The sequence below is a fragment of the Streptomyces sp. NPDC102451 genome (assembly GCF_044765485.1).
GTDB lineage: Bacteria > Actinomycetota > Actinomycetes > Streptomycetales > Streptomycetaceae > Streptomyces.
Genome location: NZ_JBIWKD010000014.1, coordinates 112,139 through 133,980, shown reverse-complemented (window position 1 = coordinate 133,980; position 21,842 = coordinate 112,139). Strand labels below are relative to the sequence as shown.

The following is a 21,842-nucleotide window of genomic DNA, read 5'->3' as shown; positions in this document are numbered from 1 at the left end:
CCTTCATGAGCCTGCACGGTCTGCTGGATGTCGTCGTCACCGACCCGGCGCTCTCCGAAGCGGTGAAGGCCGCCTCCGACGGCCACCGGGCCCATGTCGACCTGGTCGGCCCGCCCGCCGCGCGCCCCTTCGCCGTGGCCGCGCTGGCCCGTGACGCCGGGCGTACCGTGCTCGCCGTCACCGCGACCGGCCGGGAGGCCGAGGACCTGGCGGCCGCGCTGCGGACCCTGCTGCCGCCGGACACCGTCGCGGAGTACCCCTCCTGGGAGACCCTGCCCCATGAGCGGCTCTCACCCCGCTCGGACACCGTGGGCCGCCGTCTCGCCGTGCTCCGGCGCCTTGCGCACCCCCGGCCCGACGACCCGGAGACCGGCCCGGTCAAGGTGGTCGTCGCACCGGTGCGGTCCGTCCTCCAGCCGCAGGTCAAGGGGCTCGGCGACCTGGAACCCGTCGCGCTCAGCAGTGGGCAGAGCGCGGATCTGGGCGAGGTCGTGGACGCGCTCGCGGCGGCGGCGTACGCCCGGGTCGAGCTGGTCGAGAAGCGCGGCGAGTTCGCCGTGCGCGGCGGCATCCTGGACGTCTTCCCGCCGACCGAGGAACACCCCCTGCGGGTGGAGTTCTGGGGCGACGACGTCGAGGAGATCCGCTACTTCAAGATCGCCGACCAGCGGTCCCTGGAGGTCGCCGAGCACGGCCTGTGGGCCCCGCCCTGCCGTGAGCTGCTGCTCACCGAGGACGTACGCACCCGGGCCGCGGCCCTCGCCGAGGCCCATCCGGAGCTGGGCGAGCTGCTGGGGAAGATCGCGGAGGGCATCGCCGTCGAGGGCATGGAGTCCCTCGCCCCGGTGCTCGTCGACGAGATGGAGCTGCTGCTCGACGTCCTGCCGAAGGGCTCCATGGCGCTGGTCTGCGACCCGGAGCGGGTGCGGACCAGGGCCGCCGACCTCGTCGCGACGAGCCAGGAGTTCCTCCAGGCGTCCTGGGCGGCCACGGCGGGCGGCGGCGAGGCCCCGATCGACGTCGGTGCGGCGTCCCTGTGGGGCATCGCGGACGTCCGGGACCGGGCCCGTGAGCTGGGCATGATGTGGTGGTCGACCTCCCCGTTCGCCGCCGACGAGGAGCTCGACGGGGACTCCCTGAAGCTCGGGATGCACGCCCCGGAGGCGTACCGCGGCGACACCGCCCGGGCGCTCGCCGACACCAAGGGGTGGCTCGCCGAGGGCTGGCGCACGGTGTACGTCACCGAGGGGCAGGGCCCCGCCTCCCGCACGGTCGAGGTGCTCGGCGGCGAGGGCATCCCGGCCCGTCTCGACCAGGACCTGGCCGAGATCACGCCGTCGCTCGTCCATGTCTCCTGCGGCGCCATCGACAACGGCTTCGTGGACCCGGCGCTGAAGCTGGCCGTGCTGACCGAGACGGATCTGACCGGGCAGCGCACCGCCAGCAAGGACCTGGGGCGGATGCCGGCCCGCCGCCGTAAGTCCATCGACCCGCTGACCCTCCAGGCGAACGACTACATCGTCCACGAGCAGCACGGTGTCGGCCGCTACATCGAGATGGTGCAGCGCACCGTGCAGGGCGCGACCCGCGAGTACCTCCTCGTCGAGTACGCCCCCGCCAAGCGCGGCCAGCCCGGCGACCGCCTCTACATCCCCACCGACCAGCTGGAGCAGGTCACCAAGTACGTCGGTGGCGAGGCCCCGACCCTGCACCGGCTCGGCGGCGCCGACTGGACGAAGACGAAGCAGCGCGCCAAGAAGGCGGTCAAGGAGATCGCCGCCGACCTGATCAAGCTGTACTCGGCGCGGATGGCGGCCCCCGGCCACGCGTTCGCCCCGGACACCCCGTGGCAGCGGGAGCTGGAGGACGCCTTCCCGTACGCGGAGACGCCCGACCAGCTGTCCACGATCGCCGAGGTCAAGGAGGACATGGAGAAGTCGGTCCCGATGGACCGGCTGATCTGCGGCGACGTCGGGTACGGCAAGACGGAGATCGCGGTGCGCGCCGCCTTCAAGGCGGTCCAGGACGGCAAGCAGGTCGCCGTCCTGGTGCCCACGACGCTGCTGGTCCAGCAGCACTTCGGCACCTTCACCGAGCGGTACGCGCAATTCCCCGTCAACGTAAGGGCGCTGAGCCGCTTCCAGTCGGACACCGAGTCGAAGGCGACGCTGGAGGGGCTGAAGGACGGGTCCGTGGACCTGGTCATCGGCACGCACCGGCTGTTCTCGTCGGAGACGAAGTTCAAGGACCTGGGCCTGGTCATCGTCGACGAGGAGCAGCGCTTCGGTGTCGAGCACAAGGAGCAGCTGAAGAAGCTCCGGGCCAACGTGGACGTGCTCACGATGTCGGCGACACCCATCCCCCGTACGCTCGAAATGGCGGTCACGGGCATCCGTGAGATGTCGACGATCACGACGCCCCCCGAGGAGCGGCACCCGGTCCTCACCTTCGTCGGGCCGTACGAGGAGAAGCAGATCGGCGCGGCCGTGCGGCGTGAACTCCTGCGTGAGGGCCAGGTGTTCTACATCCACAACCGGGTCGAGTCCATCGACCGGGCGGCGGCGCGGCTGCGGGAGATCGTGCCCGAGGCGCGGATCGCGACGGCGCACGGGCAGATGGGGGAGAGCCAGCTGGAGCAGGTCGTCGTCGACTTCTGGGAGAAGCGGTTCGACGTGCTGGTCTCCACGACGATCGTCGAGTCCGGCATCGACATCTCCAACGCGAACACGCTGATCGTGGAGCGCGGCGACAACTTCGGCCTCTCCCAGCTGCACCAGCTGCGCGGCCGCGTCGGCCGTGGCCGGGACCGGGGTTACTCCTACTTCCTGTATCCGCCGGAGAAGCCGCTGACCGAGACCGCGCACGAGCGGCTCGCGACCATCGCCCAGCACACCGAGATGGGCGCGGGCATGTATGTGGCGATGAAGGACCTGGAGATCCGCGGCGCCGGGAACATGCTCGGCGGTGAGCAGTCCGGGCACATCGCGGGGGTCGGCTTCGACCTGTACATCCGGATGGTCGGTGAGGCGGTCGCGGACTACCGGGCGGCCGTGGACGGCGGGGTCGAGGAGGAGCCGCCGCTGGAGGTCAAGATCGAGCTCCCGGTCGACGCGCACGTCCCGCACGACTACGCCCCGGGTGAGCGGCTGCGTCTGCAGGCGTACCGCTCGATCGCCTCCGCGAATTCGGAGGAGGACATCAGGGCGGTGCGCGAGGAGCTCACCGACCGTTACGGCAAGCTGCCGGAGCCGGTGGAGAACCTGCTGCTGGTGGCGGGGCTGCGGATGCTGGCCCGGGCCTGCGGGGTGGGCGAGATCGTGCTCCAGGGGCCGAACATCCGCTTCGCGCCGGTGGAGCTGCGGGAGTCGCAGGAGCTGCGGCTGAAGCGGCTGCACCCGAAGACGGTCATCAAGCAGGCCGCCCACCAGATCCTGGTGCCGCGTCCGACCGCGGGCCGGATCGGCGGGAAGCCGGTGGTCGGGCGTGAACTCCTCTCGTGGACCGGGGAGTTCCTCACGACGATCCTGGGGTCGTAGAGCCTCCCGGGGGTGCGGCGGGGCGCCGACGGGGGCGTGACCCCCTTCGGCGCCCTTGCGCCCTGCGCCTACGCTGGCCGCCGTGACGCCTCTTCCTTCCGTACGCCACCCGCACCGCCACCGCCTGGCCCCGCTGCTGACGCTGGCCCTGACCGGGTCGCTGGCCCTGACCGGCTGCGACGCCCTGGACGACCTGCCGGACCCTTCGGCCACCACGACCGCACCGGCCGCCGGCGGGGCGGCGCTCAAGGCGGTCGACGCGCTCGTGGTGAAGGGCCGGGCGCCGAAGACCGGTTACGACCGTGACGAGTTCGGGTCCGCCTGGCTGGACACCGACCGCAACGGGTGCGGCACCCGGGACGACGTACTCGCACACCAGCTGTCCGGGGTCCGGCGGGACGCCGACGGCTGCAAGGTGCTCAGCGGCGTCCTCGACCCCGATCCGTACACCGGGGGCCGCATCGCTTTCGAACGCGGCCGCAGCAAGGTGGACATAGACCACCTCGTCGCCCTGTCCGACGCCTGGCAGAAGGGCGCCCAGAAGTGGAGCGACGGCAAGCGGCGGGCCTTCGCGAACGATCCGCTCAACCTGGTGGCGGCCGACTCGTCCACCAACCGCCGCAAGGGCGACGGGGACACCGCGACCTGGCTGCCGCCGAACAAGGCGTACCGCTGCACGTATGTGGCGGGTCAGGTGTCGGTGAAGGCGAAGTACGGCCTGTGGGTGACCGAGGCCGAACGGGACGCCATGCGGAAGGTGCTGTCCGGCTGCCCCGCCGAGAAGCTGCCCACCGGCGGCAGTCCGACCGAGGCGCCCACGCGCTGAGGACGCCCTGACGGGGCCGGTGACGCCCATGCCCGGGCGGGTGTGCTGGTCACCGGCCCGGTGCGGGCCCGGAAATATGTTGGCCCGGGGGCGGGCGCTGCATACCGTGGCCGCATGGACCTGAAGATCACCACGCTGGCCGAGCGTCCCGAGCTCGCCGGGGCGCTCGGGGAGATGCCCGACACCTGGCCCGCTTTCGTGCTGGAGGACCTGGTCGGCTGGGCCAACTTCCCCCGCATAGCCACCGAGTTCCCCGAGTTCGTGCTCGTGGCCACCGACCCCGGGGGCGCCGTGGTGGCCCGGGGGTACAGCGTGCCGTTCGCCCTCGGCGCGCCGGGACGGGGGCGGCTGCCGGAAGGCGGCTGGGACCAGGTGCTGCTGTGGGCGTTCTCCGACCTGCGGCACGGGCGCACCCCGGACACCGTCAGCGCGATCGAGATCACGGTGGCGACCGGGCGGCTCGGGCAGGGCATCTCCGGGCGCATGGTGGCCGCGATGCGGGACAACGCCAGGCGCCTCGGGTTCCGGGAACTCGTCGCCCCGGTCAGGCCGAGCGCGAAGCACGCGGAGGCCGCGGTGCCGATGGCCGAGTACGCCCGCCGAGTCCGGGACGAGGACGGACTGCCGTACGACCCGTGGCTGCGGGTCCACGTGCGGGCCGGCGGAGTCATCGAGGGAGTGGCCCCCGTGTCGATGACGGTGAGCGGATCGCTGGACCGGTGGCGGGAGTGGACCGGGCTGCCGTTCGACACGGAGGGGCCGGTCGAGGTGGCGGGCGCTCTGGTCCCGGTGCACTGTTCGCCCGCCCACGGGTACGCCGTGTACGTCGAGCCGAACGTCTGGGTGCGGCACCGGACGGGCTGACGCCACAGGACCGGCCCGCCTCCGAGGAGGCGGGCCGACGTCCTCGTCCGTCAGAGCTTCAGTTCCCACTGGCTCGCGTCCCAGTCGAAGCCGGGGGCGACCTCGACGGTCAGGTGCCCGGCGTCGGCCGGGGCGTCGAAGGCGTACTTCGCCGTGATCTTCTTGCCCGGCAGGACGGTGCCGGTGAAGCCCTCGCCGATCGTGCCGTCGTAGATCTGCTCGGCGTTCACACCGTCCTTCCCGGCGCGGGCGTCGAGGCTGACGAGCGACGTGTCGAACTTCTCCTTGCCCTTGTTCTCGATGACGACCGAGACCGTCCAGGCGCTGTTGCCCTTGGTGTGACCGATCGCGAACTCGTCGGCGGTGTACGAGGCCGGGGCGCCCACGGTGATCTCCAGGCCGTCGTCGTACACCGCGGAGTCGCCCTGTCTGAGGACGTCGTCCTTGCCCTCCGTGCCGCCGGCCGCTCCTTCGCCGGCCGCCGCCTCCCCGCCCGCGGCCGGCTTCGCGGAGGCCGAACTCTCCTGGACCGCCTTGTTGATGTCGGTCACCACGTCGTCCACGGCCTTGAAGGTCAGGACCGCTCCGACGACCGACAGGATCAGTGCGACGAGGCCGAGGACCGCGCCGAACGTCGTCACCCCCTTGTTCGTGGCCTCCCCGCGCTTGGCGCGGCCCCGCCCGGCCAGCCCCAGGATCAGGGCGATCAGGCCGAGGATCCCCGCGAGCCAGAAGAAGAACGGGATCAGCCCCGAGACCGTCCCGATGATGCCGAGCACGAGGGCGGCGGTACCGAGACCGTTGCGGGCGGGGCTTGTGCCCGGCGCCTGCGCGGGGGCGTACGGCTGCTGGGGCTGTTGCGGCTGCGTGTACTGGGACATGGCTGTGCCCTTCCGATGAAGAACGGGGACTGTGAGCGGAACGCTGCGCCGCATCGGTGTGCGGCAGGTCAATAAGACCATTCCCTGTGAACCGAGTCAACACTGCATTTCGTGTGAACCGGTAGCTTGGCGGTATCGGTATGCTCACCCACACACAGCAGGCGACACCGATGTGCGCGGAACGGGAGACAGGCCAGTGCCGGATAACTCGACCGAGGTGACCGCGGCCGGAATCGCCAGGCTCGCGGGCGTGGGCCGCGCCGCCGTCAGCAACTGGCGCCGCCGGCACGCCGACTTCCCCAAGCCCGTCGGAGGCACCGAGGCCAGCCCTTCGTTCGCGCTTCCCGAGGTCGAGGATTGGCTCCGCGACCAGGGCAAGCTCGCCGAGGTACCGCTACGCGAACGGGTCTGGCAGCAGGTGGCCGGTCACCCCGACGGCGCGGTGACCGCACTCGTCCACACCGGGTGCGCCCTGCTGCTCGTCAGGGACCGGCCCACCGCCTGGCTGGAGATCACCGCCGTCTCGGACGCCCGGATGGCAGGCGTGCTGCCCGGCGCCCTGGACCACGTGTTCACAGCCCGCTTCGGAGCGGGCCGGGCGGTCCCCACACCCACGGCGTCCGCCCTCCTGCCCTCCGTCCCGCTGCTGCGCGCCGCGGCCGAACTGGCCGCGGAGACCGGCGCCCGGCAGGCCTTCGACTTCCTCTTCCGCCGCCAGCTCGACGCGAACCCACGCCAGTACACCCTCACGCCCCCCGGCCTCGCCGAGCTGATGGCCGACCTCGCCGCACCGGCGAGGGAGGCCGCCCGGCAGAACGGCGGGCGAGGATCCCGCACGGTCCTCGACCCCGCCGCCGGAACAGGCGCCCTGCTGTGCGCCGTAGGCCGGCCCACGGCGCTGTACGCACAGGAGGCCGACCCCGACCTCGCGGCGCTCACCGCGCTCCGGCTCGCCCTGCACTCCGAGGGGGGCGGAGCCGACGGACCCGCCCTCGCCGTACGGACCGGCGACACCCTGCGCACCGACGCGTTCCCCGGGCTGGCCGTGGACGCCGTGCTCTGCCACCCCCCGTTCAACGAGCGCAACTGGGGCCACGACGAACTGGCCTACGACCCACGCTGGGAGTACGGCTTCCCCGCCCGCACCGAGTCCGAACTCGCCTGGGTCCAGCACGCCCTCGCCCATCTCCGCGAAGGCGGCACCGCCGTGGTGCTGATGCCCCCGGCCGCCGCCTCCCGCCGCTCGGGCCGCCGGATCCGCGCCGACCTGCTCCGCCGGGGCGCCCTGCGTGCCGTCATCGCGCTCCCCGCGGGCGCCGCACCCCCGTACGGCATCCCGCTCCACATCTGGGTCCTCCGCAAGCCGGGCACCGAACAGCCCTCGACGCCCGAACTGCTCGTCGTCGACGCGGCGGAGCCCGAACCCGCGGGCGCCCCCTCCGGCCGTGACCGGCTGGACTGGCCGGCGGTCCGCGGCGCCGTGCTCGACGCGTGGACCCCCTTCGACGCGCCGGGGCGCCGGGAACCCGTGGAGGAGCGCCCCGGCACCAGCCGGGCCGTCCCCGTCATCGAACTCCTCGACGACGACGTGGACCTGGCCCCCGCCCGCCATCTGCCGCCCCCGGCCACCGGCGCCACCGCCGCCGAACTCGTACGCGTACGGGAGCGGCTGGACGAGACCCTGAAGCTGACCACCCGGCTCACCCCGCCCCCCGCCACCCCTTGCGAACCGGCCAGGCGGCCGTACACCACGGTCGGTGAACTGGCCCGCGCGGGCGCCCTGCACCTGCGGACCGGCACCGGCTCGGGCAGCGGCACCGCACCGGTCCTCACCGAGCACGACGTCCTCTCCGGGACGGCCCCCAGCGGTACGCCCTCCACCCCGCCGGCCGCGTCCCCGGAAGGCGCCCCGATCCTGCTGGAACCGGGCGACGTCGTCGTGCCCGTGATCGGCGGCGGTTCGGTCGCCAGGGTCGTCGACGAGGCCACCGCCGGGGCCGCGCTCGGCCGCAACCTCCAGCTCCTGCGCCCCGATCCGGCCGCCCTCGACCCCTGGTTCCTCGCCGGCTTCCTGCGCGGCACCGCCAACAACCGCCAGGCGAGCAGCTACGCCTCCACCGCGACCCGGCTCGACGCCCGACGCCTCCAGGTGCCGCGCCTGCCGCTGGCCGAACAGCGCACGTATGGTGAGCAGTTCAGCGCACTCGCAGCCTTCGAGGACGCGCTGCGCACGGCCGGCCGGCTCGGTGGGCAACTGGTGCAGGGGATGTACGACGGGCTCACGGACGGATCGGTCGCTCCGAAGTGACGTGAGCACAACGGTTGTGCACAACCCGGGACCGGTTGTCCGTATCGCTGTATACGCTCACTGCACACGTCCCATTCCACCCCTCCGGGAGCAGCACATGCACGGCTACGGCTATCCGCCGGAGCAGCAGCCGAAGCGCCGTCCGTCCCCGTCCACGCTGGTCGCACTGCGCGTGGTCTTCGTGGCGCTCACCCTGCTGAGCTGCACGTTCCTCGCCTGGGCGCCGATGCTCCGACTGGCGATCGTCACCCGCAAGCAGCGCGACTGGTGGCTGTTCGGCCTCGTACTGGCGCTGAACATCGGACTCATCGTGTACCTCGGGGCGTTGCCCGTGGAGGACGACGACGTGATCACGGACGGCCAGGCGATCGTCATGCTGTCCTGGATGCTGGTGGTCTTCATCGGCGCGGTCACCTACTACCTGTACACGGACATACGGCACTTCGCGGCGCGCGACAGCCTCCGGACCGGGCCGCAGGCAGGTCCGTACGGCAACCCCTACAACGGCGGTAACCCCGGAGTGTCCTCGTTCCCGTCCGCAGGGCTCGCGCCGCGGCAGCCCGCACCCACCCCGCCCGCACCCTCCAACAGCTATCTGCCCGCCCCGCGCCAGAACCCCGCCCCCGCACAGCCCGCACCCCCCGTTCCCGCACCCGCCACGCCCCCCGCCACCCCGAGGCCCGCCGGGCCCCAGCGCATCGACCAGGTGCGCGCCGAGCTCGACGAGCTGAGCGACTACCTCCGCAAGGAGGGTGACAGTAGGTGAACGGGCGCGTCATCGCCGGGCGTTACCAGCTGGCGACCATTCTCGGCCAGGGAGGCATGGGACAGGTCTGGACGGCGTACGACCAGCGCCTCGACCGCAGGGTCGCGGTGAAGCTCCTGCACCCCGAACGCGTCGCGGGCCCCTCCGGCAGCGGGGCCGCCGACGAGCTGCGCCGCCGGTTCGTCCGCGAGTGCCGGGTCACCGCGCAGGTCGACCACCCCGGCCTGGTCACCGTCCACGACGCGGGGAGCGACGGCGACGACCTCTTCCTCGTCATGCAGTACGTCGAGGGCGCCGACCTCGCCGACCACCTCGCCGAGCACGACCCCTACCCATGGCCCTGGGCCGTGGCCATCGCCGCCCAGCTGTGCGCCGTGCTCTCCGCCGTGCACGCCGTGCCGATCGTCCACCGCGACCTGAAGCCCCGTAACGCGATGGTGAAGCCCGACGGCACCCTCACGGTGCTCGACCTCGGCATCGCCTCCGTGATGGACACCGACACCACCCGTCTGACGCACACGGGATCGGTGATCGGCTCCCCGGCCTACATGGCCCCCGAACAGGCGATGGGCGGCGCCGTCGGCCCGTACACCGATCTGTACGCCCTCGGCGTGCTCCTGCACGAACTCCTCTGCGGCGACGTCCCGTTCAGCGGCTCCACCGCCCTCGGCGTCCTGCACCGCCACCTCTACGAGCCACCGCTCCCGGTCCGGCACCTCAGGCCCGAGGTCCCCGAGGCCCTCGAAACGCTCGTCCTGCGGCTGCTCGCCAAGGACCCCCAGGACCGCCCCGCCTCCGCCCAGGAGGTCTACGAGTCCCTGCGCCCCCTGCTGCCCCTCGGCGGCACCCCGGCCGGGCCCCTCGACCCGACCCGCCCCTTCCTCCGCCCGCACGCCCCCTGGCCCGACCGGGCGGCCGTCCCCGCGTCCGCGCCCGTACCCGCCCAGCAGGCACCCCCCGCCCCCGAGGCACCGCCCGCCCGGCCGAACGTCGCGCAGGCCGTCGACGACGTGAAGCGGCTGCTCGGGGAGGGCCGTATCACCCAGGCCGTCGACATCCTCGGGGGCATCCTCCCGGCCGCCGCCCAGGAGCACGGCGAACACTCACCGGTCGTCCGGATCCTGCGCAAGCAGTACGCGGCCACGCTCATGGACGACGGCCAGTACCGCCGCGCCCTCCCGGAGCTCCGCCGCCTCGCCGACGACCGCGCGGCGGAAGCGGGCCCCGCCGACTCCCAGGCCCTGCAGTTCCGTTACGACGCCGCGCAGTGCCTGGAGCAGCTCGGCGAGGCGGCCGCCGCGCTCGCCGAATACCGCGCCGTCCTCCCCTCCTACGAGAACGGCTACGCGACACAGTCCGGCCCCGGCCGGGCGTTCGACATCCGCCACCGCATCGGGCACCTCCTGCTCGGGGTGGGCGACCACGCGGCGGGCCGCGCCCAGTTGCAGGCCCTCCTGTACGACACGGAGCGCGTCTACGGCCCGCACCACCCGCTCCCCACCGAACTCCGCCGGCAACTCTCCCACCACCAGGACGTACGCGGTTCGGCGTGAGGCCGGGGACGGCCGAAAAGGGTGAGCCGGAAGGGATTTCGCCCGCGACCCCACACTGACCGGTCCGGAAATCGTTGGTCGAAGCAGTGGCCCGAATCACGTCCACTGCCTAACATCGATCACCGCAAGGCTTTGTGCACTGATGCACAAACTCTCCCCGGGAGGCTCCTTTGCACCGCCGTCGTCGTACCGCGCTCGCCCTTTCCGCCGCCACGCTCGTCGCGGCGCCGCTCCTGACCGCCTGCGGCAGCGAGGCCCACCCCGGTGCCGCGGCCGTGGTCGGCGGCGACCGGATCGACGTGGCCACGGTCCAGGCACAGGCGGCCGACGTGCGCAGCGCGCAGCAGGAATCCGTCCGTTCCGAGGAACTGGTGACGAAGTCGGGCCAGCTGACCCGGGTCAAGCTGTCCGGCCTGATCTTCGGACGGGTCCTCGACCGGGCCACGAAGGACGCCGGGGTGAGCGTCAGCCGCAAGGAGATCCAGCAGATCCGCAGCGCAGCCGCCGAGCAGTCCGGCGGCGACGAGGCCGTACGGACGGGCATGCTGGAGCAGCGCTGGGTGGCACCCGGCCAGATCGACGCGAGCCTGCGCCAGGAGGTCCAGCTCCAGAAGCTGGCCCAGGCGCTCGGCGCCGACCTGCAGAGCCCCGCCGGGGTGCAGGCCGTCGGCGAGAACCTCACCAAGGCGTCGAAGGCGCTGCACATCGACGTCAACCCGCGCTACGGCAGCTGGGACGACCAGAAGGTCCAGCTCAGCACCTACAAGACGCCGTGGATCACCCAGGTCACCCCGGTCGAGGGGCAGGAGCAGGCGGGCGCCTGACGCGTTCCCGGAGGTAGGTTCGGGGGGTGAACGCTGAAGACCCCGGCCGCATCGTCCTGCTCACCGCCAGCCACCGGGTCGCCCCCGGTCTGCTGTCCTGGCCCGCCTGGCAGACGCTGCACGCCGCCGACCGGGTGCTCTGCGCCGAGCCCGGCCACCCGCAGCTGCCGTATCTGCGGGAGGCCGGCGTGGCCGTGGAGCACGGCGCGCCGTCGGCGGAGGAGATGGTGGACGACTGCGCGGGCGGCCGGACCGTGGTGGTGCTGGTGGGCGGCGAGGGCGATCAGCGGCTCACCGACGGCCTGGCCCGCCTCGGCGGTTCGGGCCGGGTGCAGATGCCGGACCTGGAGCTGCTCCCCGGCTCGTACGACCTGCCCGGCGCGCGGCTCCTGGACCTGGTGCAGGTGATGGACCGGATCCGGCTCGAATGCCCCTGGACCTCGCAGAAGACGCACAAGGGCCTCGCGAAGTACGCCATCGAGGAGGCCTACGAACTGGTCGAGGCCATCGAGGACGGCGACCGCGAGGAACTGCGCGAGGAGCTCGGTGACGTCCTGCTCCAGGTCGTCTTCCACGCCCGGATCGCGCAGGAGGACCAGGAGGAGCCGTTCGGCATCGACGACGTGGCGGCCACGATCGTCGAGAAGCTGATCCACCGCCACCCGCATGTCTTCGGCGACGCGACCGCCGAGACCCCGGAGGACGTCCACGCGCACTGGCTCCGTACGAAGGCGATCGAGAAGCAGCGCGAATCGGTCACCGACGGGGTGCCGCTCGGCCAGCCCGGTCTGGCGCTGGCCGCCAAGCTCGGCAGCCGGGCCCGGGCCGCGGGCCTCGACGCCGTGCTCCCCGAGGGCGACGGAGTCGGCTACCGGCTGCTCGCCCTCGCCGTGGAGGCCGAACAGGACGGGACCGACCCGGAGGCCGCCCTGCGGGCCGCGGCCCGCGCCTACCGGGACGCGATCCGGACGGCGGAGGGGCTCACGGCCCCCGGGACCGCTCCGGATAGCGTCGGGGAGTGAAGGACAGCCCCGGGGCAGGCTGTCCCGAGACGCCCCCGGCACGGCCCACGCGCCCGCCGCAGCGCCCGAACTCTTCACCTGGGAGTTCGCCACCGACCCGTACGGCGGGGTTCCAGCAGGCTCACCTCCGGGCCGTCACCGAGGAGTGAACTCCACCGGCAGCGTGCGCAGGCCGCGCATGATCAGGCCACCCCGCCATCGCAGGTCGTCGGGGCTGGTGGCCAGCTGAAGATCCGGCAGACGACGGAACAGGGTCGCCAGCGCGGTGCGGCCCTCCAGCCGGGCCAGCGGAGCTCCCAGGCAGTAGTGGATGCCGTGCCCGTATCCGAGGTGCTGGTTGTCGCGGCGGGAGAGGTCGAGGGTGTCGGGTTCCTCGAAGCGGGCCGGATCACGGTCAGCAGCGGCGAGTACGACCAGGACCGGATCGCCCTCGCGAATCTCCTGCCCGCCGATTTCCAGCGCCTCGGTGGCGTAGCGCCAGGTGGCGATTTCCACCGGGCCGTCGAAACGCAGCAGCTCCTCGATGGCGGTGTCCAGGAACGTGTCGTCACCCCCGTCGACAGCATTCTGGAAAACGGAGCGTTGTGCGGGGTTGCGAAAGAACGCGTGGGCGCTGTTCCCGATCAAATTGATGGTGGTTTCGAAACCGGCAAAGAGGATGACGAAGCACATGGCGGCGGCCTCGTTCTCCGTGAGGTGCTCGCCGTGGTCGCTCGCCCGGATCAGGTCGGAGATCAGGTCGTCGCCGGGATTCTCCCTCTTGCGGTGGATCAGTTCGGCGAGATAGCTGCGAATCTTCTTCACCGACCGGGCCACGCCGCCACGAGGGCCGCCACCGTGCCGGATCATCATTCCTGCCCAGTCCCGGAATTGGTCCTGATCCTCGCTCGGGACTCCGAGCAGGTCGCAGATCGCATAGATGGGCAGCGGGAACGCGAAATCGTGGATCAGGTCCGCCTCCCCCCGGCCGGCGAATCCGTCGATGAGGTGGTCCGTCAACTCCTGCACGCGCGGTGCGAACTCGGCGACCCGGCGCGGGGTGAACGCCTTGGACACGAGTCGGCGTAGCCGGGTGTGATCGGGTGGGTCGATGTTCAGCAGGTGCGTCATGAGGTTGGCACTGCGCTCCCCAGGGATGCCGGTCTTGCTCTTCCCCTGCGCGTCTTCGGCGTGGTGCGCCGGGTTCTTCGAGAGGCGACTGTCGGCGAGGGCCTGCCGGGCATGCGCGTAACGGGTCACCAACCAGGCCTCGACACCGCTGGGCAGCGTGGTGCGGTGCACGGGGCTGTGCTCGCGGAGCGAGGCGTACGCGGGATACGGGTCGGTAGCGAACTCCCAGGTGAAGAGTTCCGGCGACGGGGTGTGGTTCACCGGACGACGGTATCCGGCGGGTGCCTGCTGCCACCCCTCGCCCCTGCCCTGCCCGACCAGGCGGGACGCCCGCCCCCTGGCGCGCCCTGCCGTTCGTCACTCTGCGGCCATTCCGGCCCTCGCCCCGGTGCCATGCTTTCACGCAGTGTCTCCTGAAGATCGAGGAATCGCGGCACAGCAGGAGGATTTTATGATTATCGTGCGCATGTTCCGGGGGGAGGTCTCTCTGCTCCTCCGTGAAATCCGCAGGAGATTTCATCGGCTCCTTTTCGAATCACCAACTGAGGTACGCTCCCCATAAAATGCCCCGGCCTCAACGGAGCGGTGTCCGGGGCTCTGGAGAGTCGCCCGGAGATGGAGCGCCTCGTTCTCGATGCGCACCAGCAGCGCTTCAACCGAATCCTCGTCCCCAGGATCGACCGCATCGGCCGCACCGCCCGCGCTGCCTACCAGTGGGCCTGGGGGATGGCCGACCTCGGTATCCACTTCATCTCGGTAGGCGAAGGGATCGATACCAACACGGACTTCGGCTGGTCCCAGTTCATGCAGTACGTCACCTTCTCCGAGCGGGAGTGGCGGCGCATCGCGGAGCGCACCTCCGCCGGCCGCGAACTGAAAATCAGCTACGGCGGCTGGCCTGGCGGCCCCGCGCCCTACGGCTACGCGATCGCCCAGGAAGCTTCGTGGGTCGGAAAGCGCCAAAAGGAGTTCAGCGTCCTCGTCACCGACGAGCACGAGTTCATGGTGCTCGCTGTTGCTGTCGAGCTCGTCACCGACCAGGGCGCGAGCCTCACCAGGACCTGCGACGAACTCAACAAGCGCAAGCTGTTCACCCGTAGTGGAGTGCCCTGGACCGTCGGGAACCTACGCAACCGCCTCTACAGCGAGACCATTCACAACGGATACGTGGTCTACCGCAAGACCGACCGAGGCAGCGGTAGGAACACGACACTGCGCCATGACGACGGCACTCCTGTCCACGGCGAACAGGTGAAGATCGGCGTGCCGGCGATCTTCAGCGAGGAGCGCGCCCGGTGTCTCATGGAGGCGCTGAAGAAGCTTGGCTTCCGGAACGGGCGTATCGGCGATCAGGTCTACCCCTTGAGTGGACGCATCAAGAGTCTTTGCGGCGAGGTCTACACCGGCGCCGGACGCCGCGGCGAGGATGGGCGCGCAGGGGAGTGGAGGTGTACCGGCGGCCTACGGTGCCTCAGCTCACTGTCATCGGCCAGCTCCGTTCCGGGGTACTGGCGGTGGTGCGAACCGCAACTCCGTCTCTCTGATGTCGGCCGGATCGACAGCGCGGCGCCTGGGAGCTACCGCGCTGCGCCGATCGGGATCCGGACAGATTCCAGGATGCGGACACCCTGGATCTCGCTCGGAGTGACAATCAGCACCTGGGCTACGGTCACGGAATCCACTACTGCCTGGGGGCTCCACTGGCCCGGCTGGAGGGGCAGGTGGCCCTGGCGACCCTGTTGAGGCGCCTCCCTGACCTGCGGCTCGCTGCGGATCCTGCCGATTTGCGGTGGCGCGGTGGACTCATCATGCGTGGACTGCGCACGCTTCCTGTGGAGTTCGGTCCGGGGCATCCGGCCGAAAAAGGTGACAGCCTGTCAACTCTGTGACTTTCACGTGATCTCCGCTGCATCGACTTGTGACACACGTTCGAGTAGGGCTAGGTTCACCGTTCGACTCACCCGTCACATGTCAGTCACACGGAAGGCAATCCCATGGGCTCCGCGACCGGCAGACACCGCCGCCCTCGCCAGGCACCCGCCATCGTCGTCGCCGCAGGCGTCACCGGATCGGCCATTGCCATCCCGCTGCTCGGCGCCGGAGGCGCGCAAGCCGCTGACGCGTCGACCTGGGACCGGGTCGCCGAATGCGAGAGCGGCGGCATGTGGAGTGCCGACCTCGGCAACGGCTACTACGGCGGTCTGCAGTTCTCGCAGGACACATGGTCGGCGTACGGCGGCACGGCGTTCGCGCCCCGGGCCGACCTCGCCAGCCGCTCGCAGCAGATCTCGGTCGCGGAGAAGGTCCTGGACGACAAGGGACCGCAGGCGTGGCCGAGCTGCGCGGTGATCTCCGGTCTCGCCCTGGACGGGACGCTGCCGGGTATCGACCCGGGCGGCGAGCCCTCCGCGGAGCCCTCGGACACCGCGACGCCGTCCGAGACCCCCTCCGCCGAGCCCTCGGACACCGCGACCCCGTCCGGGACCCCCTCGTCCGAAGCGCCGGACCCGTCGGACGCCTCCGACGGCACGGCGGACAAGGGGGACGAGGACGGCGCGTCGCCGTCGGCCACCCCGTCCCCCGAGGCCTCCGGGAAGTCCGGCGCCTCGAAGGGCGACGGCGGGACGGCCGGCAAGCACCGCGGCACGCCCGCCCCCGAGGCGGGCGAGGGATCGGGCCCGGACGACGGGCGCGAGTCCGGCCGGCACGCCTCGCGCGGTGAATCCGAGGCGCGTCAGGGTGCGGAGGGGACGTACACCGTCCGCGAGGGCGACAACCTCTGGGCGATCGCCGACGCGCAGGATCTCCGCGGCGGCTGGCCCGCGCTCTACGAGGCCAACAAGGACGAGCTGGGCTCCGACCCGGACCTGATCCTTCCCGGCCAGAGCCTGGACCTCCTCGGCCTCGGGTCCGACGCGCAGGACGCGCCGTCGGAGACCGCCGCCGCCAACTGATCAAAAGCAGGAAAACACCCCGAAATCAGGGGTAGTTCAGAGGCCTATGTCCACTTATGCGTAAGTGAGACATGGGTCTCTTTGCTTGAACTGTTGCGGCCGGTCCGTCCGATCCGTCCATATTGGCTCCGACCTGCGTAAACGGATGTTCACCTTGGATCGGTTCGGGCTGATTGGTCGTTATGTCCATCTTTGAATGTGGGGGTTGCGTGTGTTTACGGTCGGAGCCGCTCGCACCGCGGGCACCTTCGACCGTCACGCCGAATCCTGCCGTCGGCCGAAGGGGACCGACGCGTAAAGCGCCGTAGGCAGGAGCGGGGGACCCAGGTAAGCGCCGGACCCGGCCGTCGGAAGACGGGCGGAGGTACGGCTAGGGGTGAAGTCGTCCGCGAGTGGGGGCGACCGGGCAACTCACAGGCCCGAACCCGACAGCTCACCTCGTAGGCGTCGGTGAGGAGAACCATGCTGCTTTCCAGCAAGGGCAAGCACCGTCGCCCGTCCAAGGCCGTCCGTGTCGCGACCCTGGCCGGTGTCACCGGTGCCGCCGTCGCCGTACCGCTGATGGGCGCGACCGGCGCCTCCGCCGCCTCCGTCGAGACCTGGGACGCCGTCGCCCAGTGCGAGTCCGGTGGCAACTGGTCCATCAACACCGGCAACGGTTACTACGGCGGCCTGCAGTTCTCGCAGTCCAGCTGGGCCGCCGCCGGCGGTACGCAGTACGCCGCGCGTGCCGACCTGGCCTCCAAGGACCAGCAGATAGCCGCCGCCGAGAAGCTCCTCGACCTGCAGGGCCCGGGTGCCTGGGCCTGCGCCGGGGCCGGCGGCCTGACGAACGACGGTGTGGACCCGGGTGTCGACACCGGCTCCTCGAAGAACGGCGACACGGCCCCGCAGGCCGCGCCGGAGCGCAAGGCCGAGCAGCCCACCACGCGCAGCGAGAAGCGCACGGCCGCCGAGAAGACCGTCACCACCCCGACCGGCGAGAAGGTCGAGAAGGGCGACGGCGAGTACAAGGTCAAGGCCGGCGACACCCTCAGTAAGATCGCCGACGCGAAGAAGGTCAAGGGCGGCTGGGCGAAGCTGTTCAAGCTGAACGACGACATCGTCGACGACGCCGACCTGATCTTCCCGGGTCAGCAGCTCCACCTGAAGTAGCCGGAAACGGCCCGGGGTCTTCCTCCTGCCCCGGAGACCCGGCCCGGCGCGCAGACCCCCCGCGCGCCGGGCCGGGGTCGTGTCCGGACCCCTGCGGCCGTCGCGCTCGGGGGCGGGGCGCGGGCCCGCCGTGGAGGTGAGTGTTCAACAGTTGTGGTTACCCGTCAGTAAATTTCTGGAGCTTTGCCCGGAATGCAGGTCCTTGGGTCCTTTTTCGTCCCAGGGGACGGGCGGACGGCCGACGGAGCGTGCCGAGCCGGTTAGGCTCGTGGCGCAAGGCCACAGTGACCCTGCACAACCAGTGTCAGATCCCAGAAGGAGATGCCTCGTGCCGTCCATCGACGTCGTCGTAGCCAGGGAAATCCTCGACTCCCGGGGCAACCCCACGGTCGAGGTCGAGGTTGGCCTCGACGACGGCAGCACGGGACGTGCTGCTGTTCCGTCCGGCGCCTCCACCGGTGCGTTCGAGGCCATTGAGCTTCGCGACGGGGACCCCAACCGTTACCAGGGCAAGGGCGTCGAGAAGGCCGTCCTCGCCGTGATCGAGCAGATCGGCCCGGAGCTCGTCGGTTACGACGCCACCGAGCAGCGCCTCATCGACCAGGCGATGTTCGACCTGGACGCCACCGAGAACAAGGGCTCCCTCGGCGCCAACGCCATCCTCGGCGTCTCGCTGGCCGTGGCGCACGCCGCGTCCGAGGCGTCCGACCTCCCGCTGTTCCGCTACCTCGGCGGCCCGAACGCGCACCTGCTGCCCGTTCCGATGATGAACATCCTGAACGGCGGCTCGCACGCCGACTCCAACGTGGACATCCAGGAGTTCATGATCGCGCCGATCGGCGCCGAGTCCTTCTCCGAGGCCCTTCGCTGGGGCGCGGAGATCTACCACACGCTGAAGAAGGTCCTGAAGACCAAGGGCCTGTCCACCGGCCTCGGTGACGAGGGCGGCTTCGCCCCCAACCTGGAGTCCAACCGCGCCGCCCTCGACCTCATCCTGGAGGCCGTCAAGGAGGCCGGTTACGTCCCGGGCCGCGACATCGCGCTCGCGCTCGACGTCGCCGCGTCCGAGTTCTACAAGGACGGCGTCTACGAGTTCGAGGGCAAGTCCCGCTCGGCCGCCGAGATGACCGAGTACTACGAGGAGCTCGTCTCCGCGTACCCGCTGGTCTCCATCGAGGACCCGCTGTACGAGGACGACTGGGCGGGCTGGAAGGTCATCACCGACAAGCTCGGCTCCAAGGTGCAGATCGTCGGTGACGACCTGTTCGTCACCAACCCGGAGCGCCTCGCCCGTGGCATCGAGGAGGGCTCGGCCAACGCCCTGCTCGTCAAGGTGAACCAGATCGGTTCGCTGACCGAGACCCTGGACGCCGTCGAGCTGGCCCAGCGCAACGGCTTCAAGTGCATGATGTCCCACCGCTCCGGTGAGACCGAGGACGTCACCATCGCCGACCTCGCCGTCGCGGTGAACTGCGGCCAGATCAAGACCGGCGCCCCGGCCCGCTCGGACCGCGTCGCCAAGTACAACCAGCTGCTGCGCATCGAGGAGATCCTCGACGACGCCGCGGTGTACGCCGGTCGTTCGGCGTTCCCGCGGTTCCGCTTCGAGGGCTGACAGCCCGAGTCCGGAGCACCAGCCTCCGTCCGTCCCCGCATCCGGTCCCGTACCGTGTGCGGGGACGGACGTGCGTAACGGGGAGGCGTGAGACATGGCCGGGAAGGACCGCGACCGGTTCTCCACCGCGACCAGGCTGCGGCTGCTCGGCGAGCAGACGGCGGCCCGCGTCTACCGGTCCCAGAACCGCCGCCAGGCCCGCCGTTCACGGCTCACCGGGCGGGCCGCGTTCCTGGCGCTGATCGTCTGCTCCCTGGTGGTCGCGCTCGCGTACCCCATGCGGCAGTACATCTCCCAGCGCGACCAGATCGCCGATCAGGAGAGGCTCTCCCGGGAGGCCCACCAGCGGACCGAGGAGCTGCGCGACGAGAAGGCGCGGCTCAAGGACGACGCGTACATCCGGCGTCTCGCGCGTCAGCACCTGCACTACGTGCTGCCCGGCGAGACCGGTTATACGGTGGTCGACCCGGACGCGGCCGAGGAGCGCGGGGGCGAGCCGGGGGCGACGGGGCGGCCCTGGCACTCGAACCTCTGGGACGGCGTCGACAGCGCGGACCGCGAGTGACCCCGGGTACGCGCCGCACCCTCTCCCCGTACCGATTCATACAGTCCGACCGATGACATTCAAGGCAGGCATGGACACGCCCCCTCCGCAGACCGAATCCACCGCGCCCACCGCTGCGGACATCGCCGCGTTCGAGCTCCAGCTCGGCCGGCCGCCGCGCGGGCTGCGCGCCATCGCGCACCGCTGCCCGTGCGGCAACCCGGACGTGGTCGAGACCCAGCCCCGTCTGGAGGACGGCACGCCGTTCCCGACGACGTACTACCTGACCTGCCCGCGTGCCGCGTCCGCGATCGGCACGCTGGAGGCCAATGGGGTCATGAAGGAGATGACCGAGCGGCTCACGACGGACCCGGAGCTGGCCGCGGCCTACCGTGCCGCGCACGAGGACTACCTCGCGCGCCGTGACGCCATCGAGGTCCTGGAGGGTTTCCCGAGTGCGGGCGGCATGCCGGACCGGGTGAAGTGCCTGCACGTCCTGGTCGGCCACTCGCTGGCGGCGGGCCCCGGGGTGAACCCGCTGGGCGACGAGGCGATCGCGATGCTGCCGGAGTGGTGGGCGAAGGGCCCGTGCGTCACCCCGTGCGGCGCCGAAGAGGCCTGACCTCCCGGAGCCCCCGTAACCACGACCACAGGAGCCCCTCATGACCCGCGTTGCCGCCATCGACTGCGGTACCAACTCCATCCGTCTGCTCGTCGCGGACGTGGATCCCGCGACCGGGGAGTTCACGGAGCTCGACCGGCGGATGGAGATCGTCCGGCTCGGCCAGGGTGTCGACCGGACGGGCCGGCTGGCCCCCGAGGCGATCGAGCGCACCTTCGAGGCCTGCCGCGAGTACGCGGCCGCGGTCAAGGAGCTCGGCGCCGAGCGGATCCGCTTCGTCGCCACGTCCGCCTCGCGCGACGCGGAGAACAGCGACACGTTCGTACGCGGGGTGCTGGAGATCCTGGGCGTCGAGCCCGAGGTGGTCACCGGTGACCAGGAGGCGCAGCTCTCCTTCGACGGTGCCACCAAGGAGCTGGTGGGCGGCGACCACCTGGAGAAGCCGTACCTCGTCGTGGACATCGGCGGCGGTTCCACCGAGTTCGTCGTCGGCGACGACCGGGTGCGCGCGGCCCGGTCCGTGGACATCGGCTGCGTGCGCCTGACCGAGCGTCACCTCGTCGTGGACGGGGCCGTGGTGGACCCGCCCACGCCCGCCGCGGTCGCCGCGATCCGCGCGGACATCGGCGCCGCCCTGGATCTGGCCGAGGAGACCGTGCCGATCTCCTCGGCGGCGACGCTCGTCGGCCTGGCCGGGACGGTCACCACCGTCGCCGCGATAGCGCTCGGGCTGACGGAGTACGACTCCGAGGCGATCCACCACTCCCGGGTCTCCGTCGAGCGGGTGCGGGAGATCACCGAGCGGCTGCTCGCCTCGACGCACGAGGAGCGCGCGGCGATCCCCGCGATGCACCCGGGCCGGGTCGATGTGATCCCCTCGGGTGCGCTCGTCCTGCTCGCGCTGATGGAGCGGACCGGTGCCCGTGAGGTCGTCGTCAGCGAGCACGACATCCTTGACGGGATCGCCTGGTCGGCCGCTTGATCACAGCGCCGGGGCGGGTGCGGTGAGATGCCGCTCATACGCATTCCGGCCTGCACCTTTGAGCTGGTGGAGCCCTCTCCGGACGTGTCCGGGGAGGGCTTTCGCGAGGTGCTCCGACGAACTTCGTGAACTTCTTCACAAGGAATTCGGCCCCACTGGGCGAAGTTCTGCCCCGGGAGGGCAGTCGGGGCCGCCCGGAGGTGTCCGTGGGGGTGCTGCGGGGTCGTTTCGGGGGTGTGGCGGCGGCGTGTCCCGGGCAGGTGGTTCATCGTGTCCGGGG

General features: G+C 71.2%; 16 protein-coding genes, 2 pseudogenes and 1 riboswitch. Of the genes and pseudogenes, 16 read left to right on the top strand and 2 right to left on the bottom strand.

The window, feature by feature from the left end; genetic code table 11:
* Window positions 1-5 precede the first annotated feature (5 nt).
* The 3 genes from mfd to ACIRD8_RS27280 all read left to right on the top strand — a co-directional run bounded on the left by mfd (window position 6) and on the right by ACIRD8_RS27280 (window position 5,226).
* A complete protein-coding gene (gene mfd / locus ACIRD8_RS27290) occupies window positions 6-3,536 on the top strand; it encodes a transcription-repair coupling factor (protein WP_403996834.1) in 3,531 nt (1,176 codons plus the stop codon).
* Between the two features lie 142 nt (window positions 3,537-3,678).
* Window positions 3,679-4,362 carry an HNH endonuclease family protein gene (locus tag ACIRD8_RS27285; RefSeq protein ID WP_403997055.1) on the top strand — a complete coding sequence of 228 codons (684 nt, stop codon included), beginning with the start codon at window positions 3,679-3,681 and terminating at the stop codon, window positions 4,360-4,362.
* A 114-nt stretch (window positions 4,363-4,476) separates the two neighbouring features.
* Window positions 4,477-5,226, top strand: a complete 750-nt coding sequence (locus tag ACIRD8_RS27280) for an N-acetyltransferase (RefSeq protein WP_403996831.1) — start codon at window positions 4,477-4,479, stop codon at window positions 5,224-5,226.
* 50 nt (window positions 5,227-5,276) lie between these two features.
* Here ACIRD8_RS27280 and ACIRD8_RS27275 read toward each other — a convergent pair whose 3' ends face one another.
* Complete coding sequence (locus ACIRD8_RS27275) at window positions 5,277-6,107, bottom strand: DUF4352 domain-containing protein (RefSeq protein WP_403996828.1); 831 nt, start codon at window positions 6,105-6,107, stop codon at window positions 5,277-5,279.
* 196 nt (window positions 6,108-6,303) lie between these two features.
* On the opposite strand from ACIRD8_RS27275, the gene ACIRD8_RS27270 reads away from it, so the two are divergent.
* The 5 genes from ACIRD8_RS27270 (at window position 6,304) to ACIRD8_RS27250 (ending at window position 12,580) form a co-directional block, all read left to right on the top strand.
* Window positions 6,304-8,415, top strand: coding sequence for an N-6 DNA methylase (locus tag ACIRD8_RS27270; RefSeq protein WP_403996825.1), 2,112 nt, complete (start codon window positions 6,304-6,306; stop codon window positions 8,413-8,415).
* 97 nt (window positions 8,416-8,512) lie between these two features.
* Window positions 8,513-9,181: a hypothetical protein gene (locus ACIRD8_RS27265; protein ID WP_403996822.1), complete on the top strand. Its 669-nt coding sequence runs from the start codon at window positions 8,513-8,515 to the stop codon at window positions 9,179-9,181.
* A complete protein-coding gene (locus ACIRD8_RS27260) occupies window positions 9,178-10,734 on the top strand; it encodes a serine/threonine-protein kinase (protein WP_403996819.1) in 1,557 nt (518 codons plus the stop codon). The genes ACIRD8_RS27265 and ACIRD8_RS27260 overlap by 4 nt, the downstream gene beginning before the upstream one ends.
* 170 nt (window positions 10,735-10,904) lie before the next feature.
* Window positions 10,905-11,558 carry a SurA N-terminal domain-containing protein gene (locus tag ACIRD8_RS27255; protein ID WP_403996816.1) on the top strand — a complete coding sequence of 218 codons (654 nt, stop codon included), beginning with the start codon at window positions 10,905-10,907 and terminating at the stop codon, window positions 11,556-11,558.
* Window positions 11,559-11,584: 26 nt separating this feature from the next.
* On the top strand, window positions 11,585-12,580 hold the full coding sequence (locus tag ACIRD8_RS27250; protein ID WP_403996813.1) for a nucleoside triphosphate pyrophosphohydrolase: 996 nt from the start codon (window positions 11,585-11,587) through the stop codon (window positions 12,578-12,580).
* Between the two features lie 135 nt (window positions 12,581-12,715).
* On the opposite strand, the gene ACIRD8_RS27245 is transcribed toward ACIRD8_RS27250, so the two are convergent.
* Window positions 12,716-13,951, bottom strand: a complete 1,236-nt coding sequence (locus ACIRD8_RS27245; RefSeq protein WP_403996810.1) for a cytochrome P450 — start codon at window positions 13,949-13,951, stop codon at window positions 12,716-12,718.
* Between the two features lie 324 nt (window positions 13,952-14,275).
* Between ACIRD8_RS27245 and ACIRD8_RS27240 the strand changes: the two are divergent.
* The 8 genes and pseudogenes from ACIRD8_RS27240 to ACIRD8_RS27205 all read left to right on the top strand — a co-directional run.
* Window positions 14,276-14,965: pseudogene (locus ACIRD8_RS27240) on the top strand (recombinase family protein); the annotation flags it as partial.
* 314 nt (window positions 14,966-15,279) lie between these two features.
* Window positions 15,280-15,579: pseudogene (locus ACIRD8_RS27235) on the top strand (cytochrome P450); the annotation flags it as partial.
* A gap of 105 nt (window positions 15,580-15,684) precedes the next feature.
* The gene (locus ACIRD8_RS27230) at window positions 15,685-16,644 is read left to right on the top strand and encodes a transglycosylase family protein (RefSeq protein ID WP_403996807.1); all 960 of its coding nucleotides are present in this window, start codon (window positions 15,685-15,687) and stop codon (window positions 16,642-16,644) included.
* Window positions 16,645-16,934: 290 nt separating this feature from the next.
* A riboswitch (cyclic di-AMP (ydaO/yuaA leader) is annotated at window positions 16,935-17,106 on the top strand.
* Entirely contained in the window at window positions 17,107-17,799 is a 693-nt protein-coding gene (locus ACIRD8_RS27225) for a transglycosylase family protein (RefSeq protein WP_403996804.1), read from the top strand. It abuts the riboswitch before it with no gap.
* 328 nt (window positions 17,800-18,127) lie between these two features.
* On the top strand, window positions 18,128-19,414 hold the full coding sequence (gene eno, locus ACIRD8_RS27220; RefSeq protein WP_014155837.1) for a phosphopyruvate hydratase: 1,287 nt from the start codon (window positions 18,128-18,130) through the stop codon (window positions 19,412-19,414).
* 94 nt (window positions 19,415-19,508) lie between these two features.
* Window positions 19,509-19,979, top strand: coding sequence for a septum formation initiator family protein (locus tag ACIRD8_RS27215; protein WP_124277326.1), 471 nt, complete (start codon window positions 19,509-19,511; stop codon window positions 19,977-19,979).
* Between the two features lie 70 nt (window positions 19,980-20,049).
* Entirely contained in the window at window positions 20,050-20,580 is a 531-nt protein-coding gene (locus tag ACIRD8_RS27210; RefSeq protein WP_403997052.1) for a DUF501 domain-containing protein, read from the top strand.
* Window positions 20,581-20,620: 40 nt separating this feature from the next.
* A complete protein-coding gene (locus ACIRD8_RS27205) occupies window positions 20,621-21,562 on the top strand; it encodes an exopolyphosphatase (protein ID WP_403996801.1) in 942 nt (313 codons plus the stop codon).
* The last annotated feature ends 280 nt before the right edge of the window (window positions 21,563-21,842 follow it).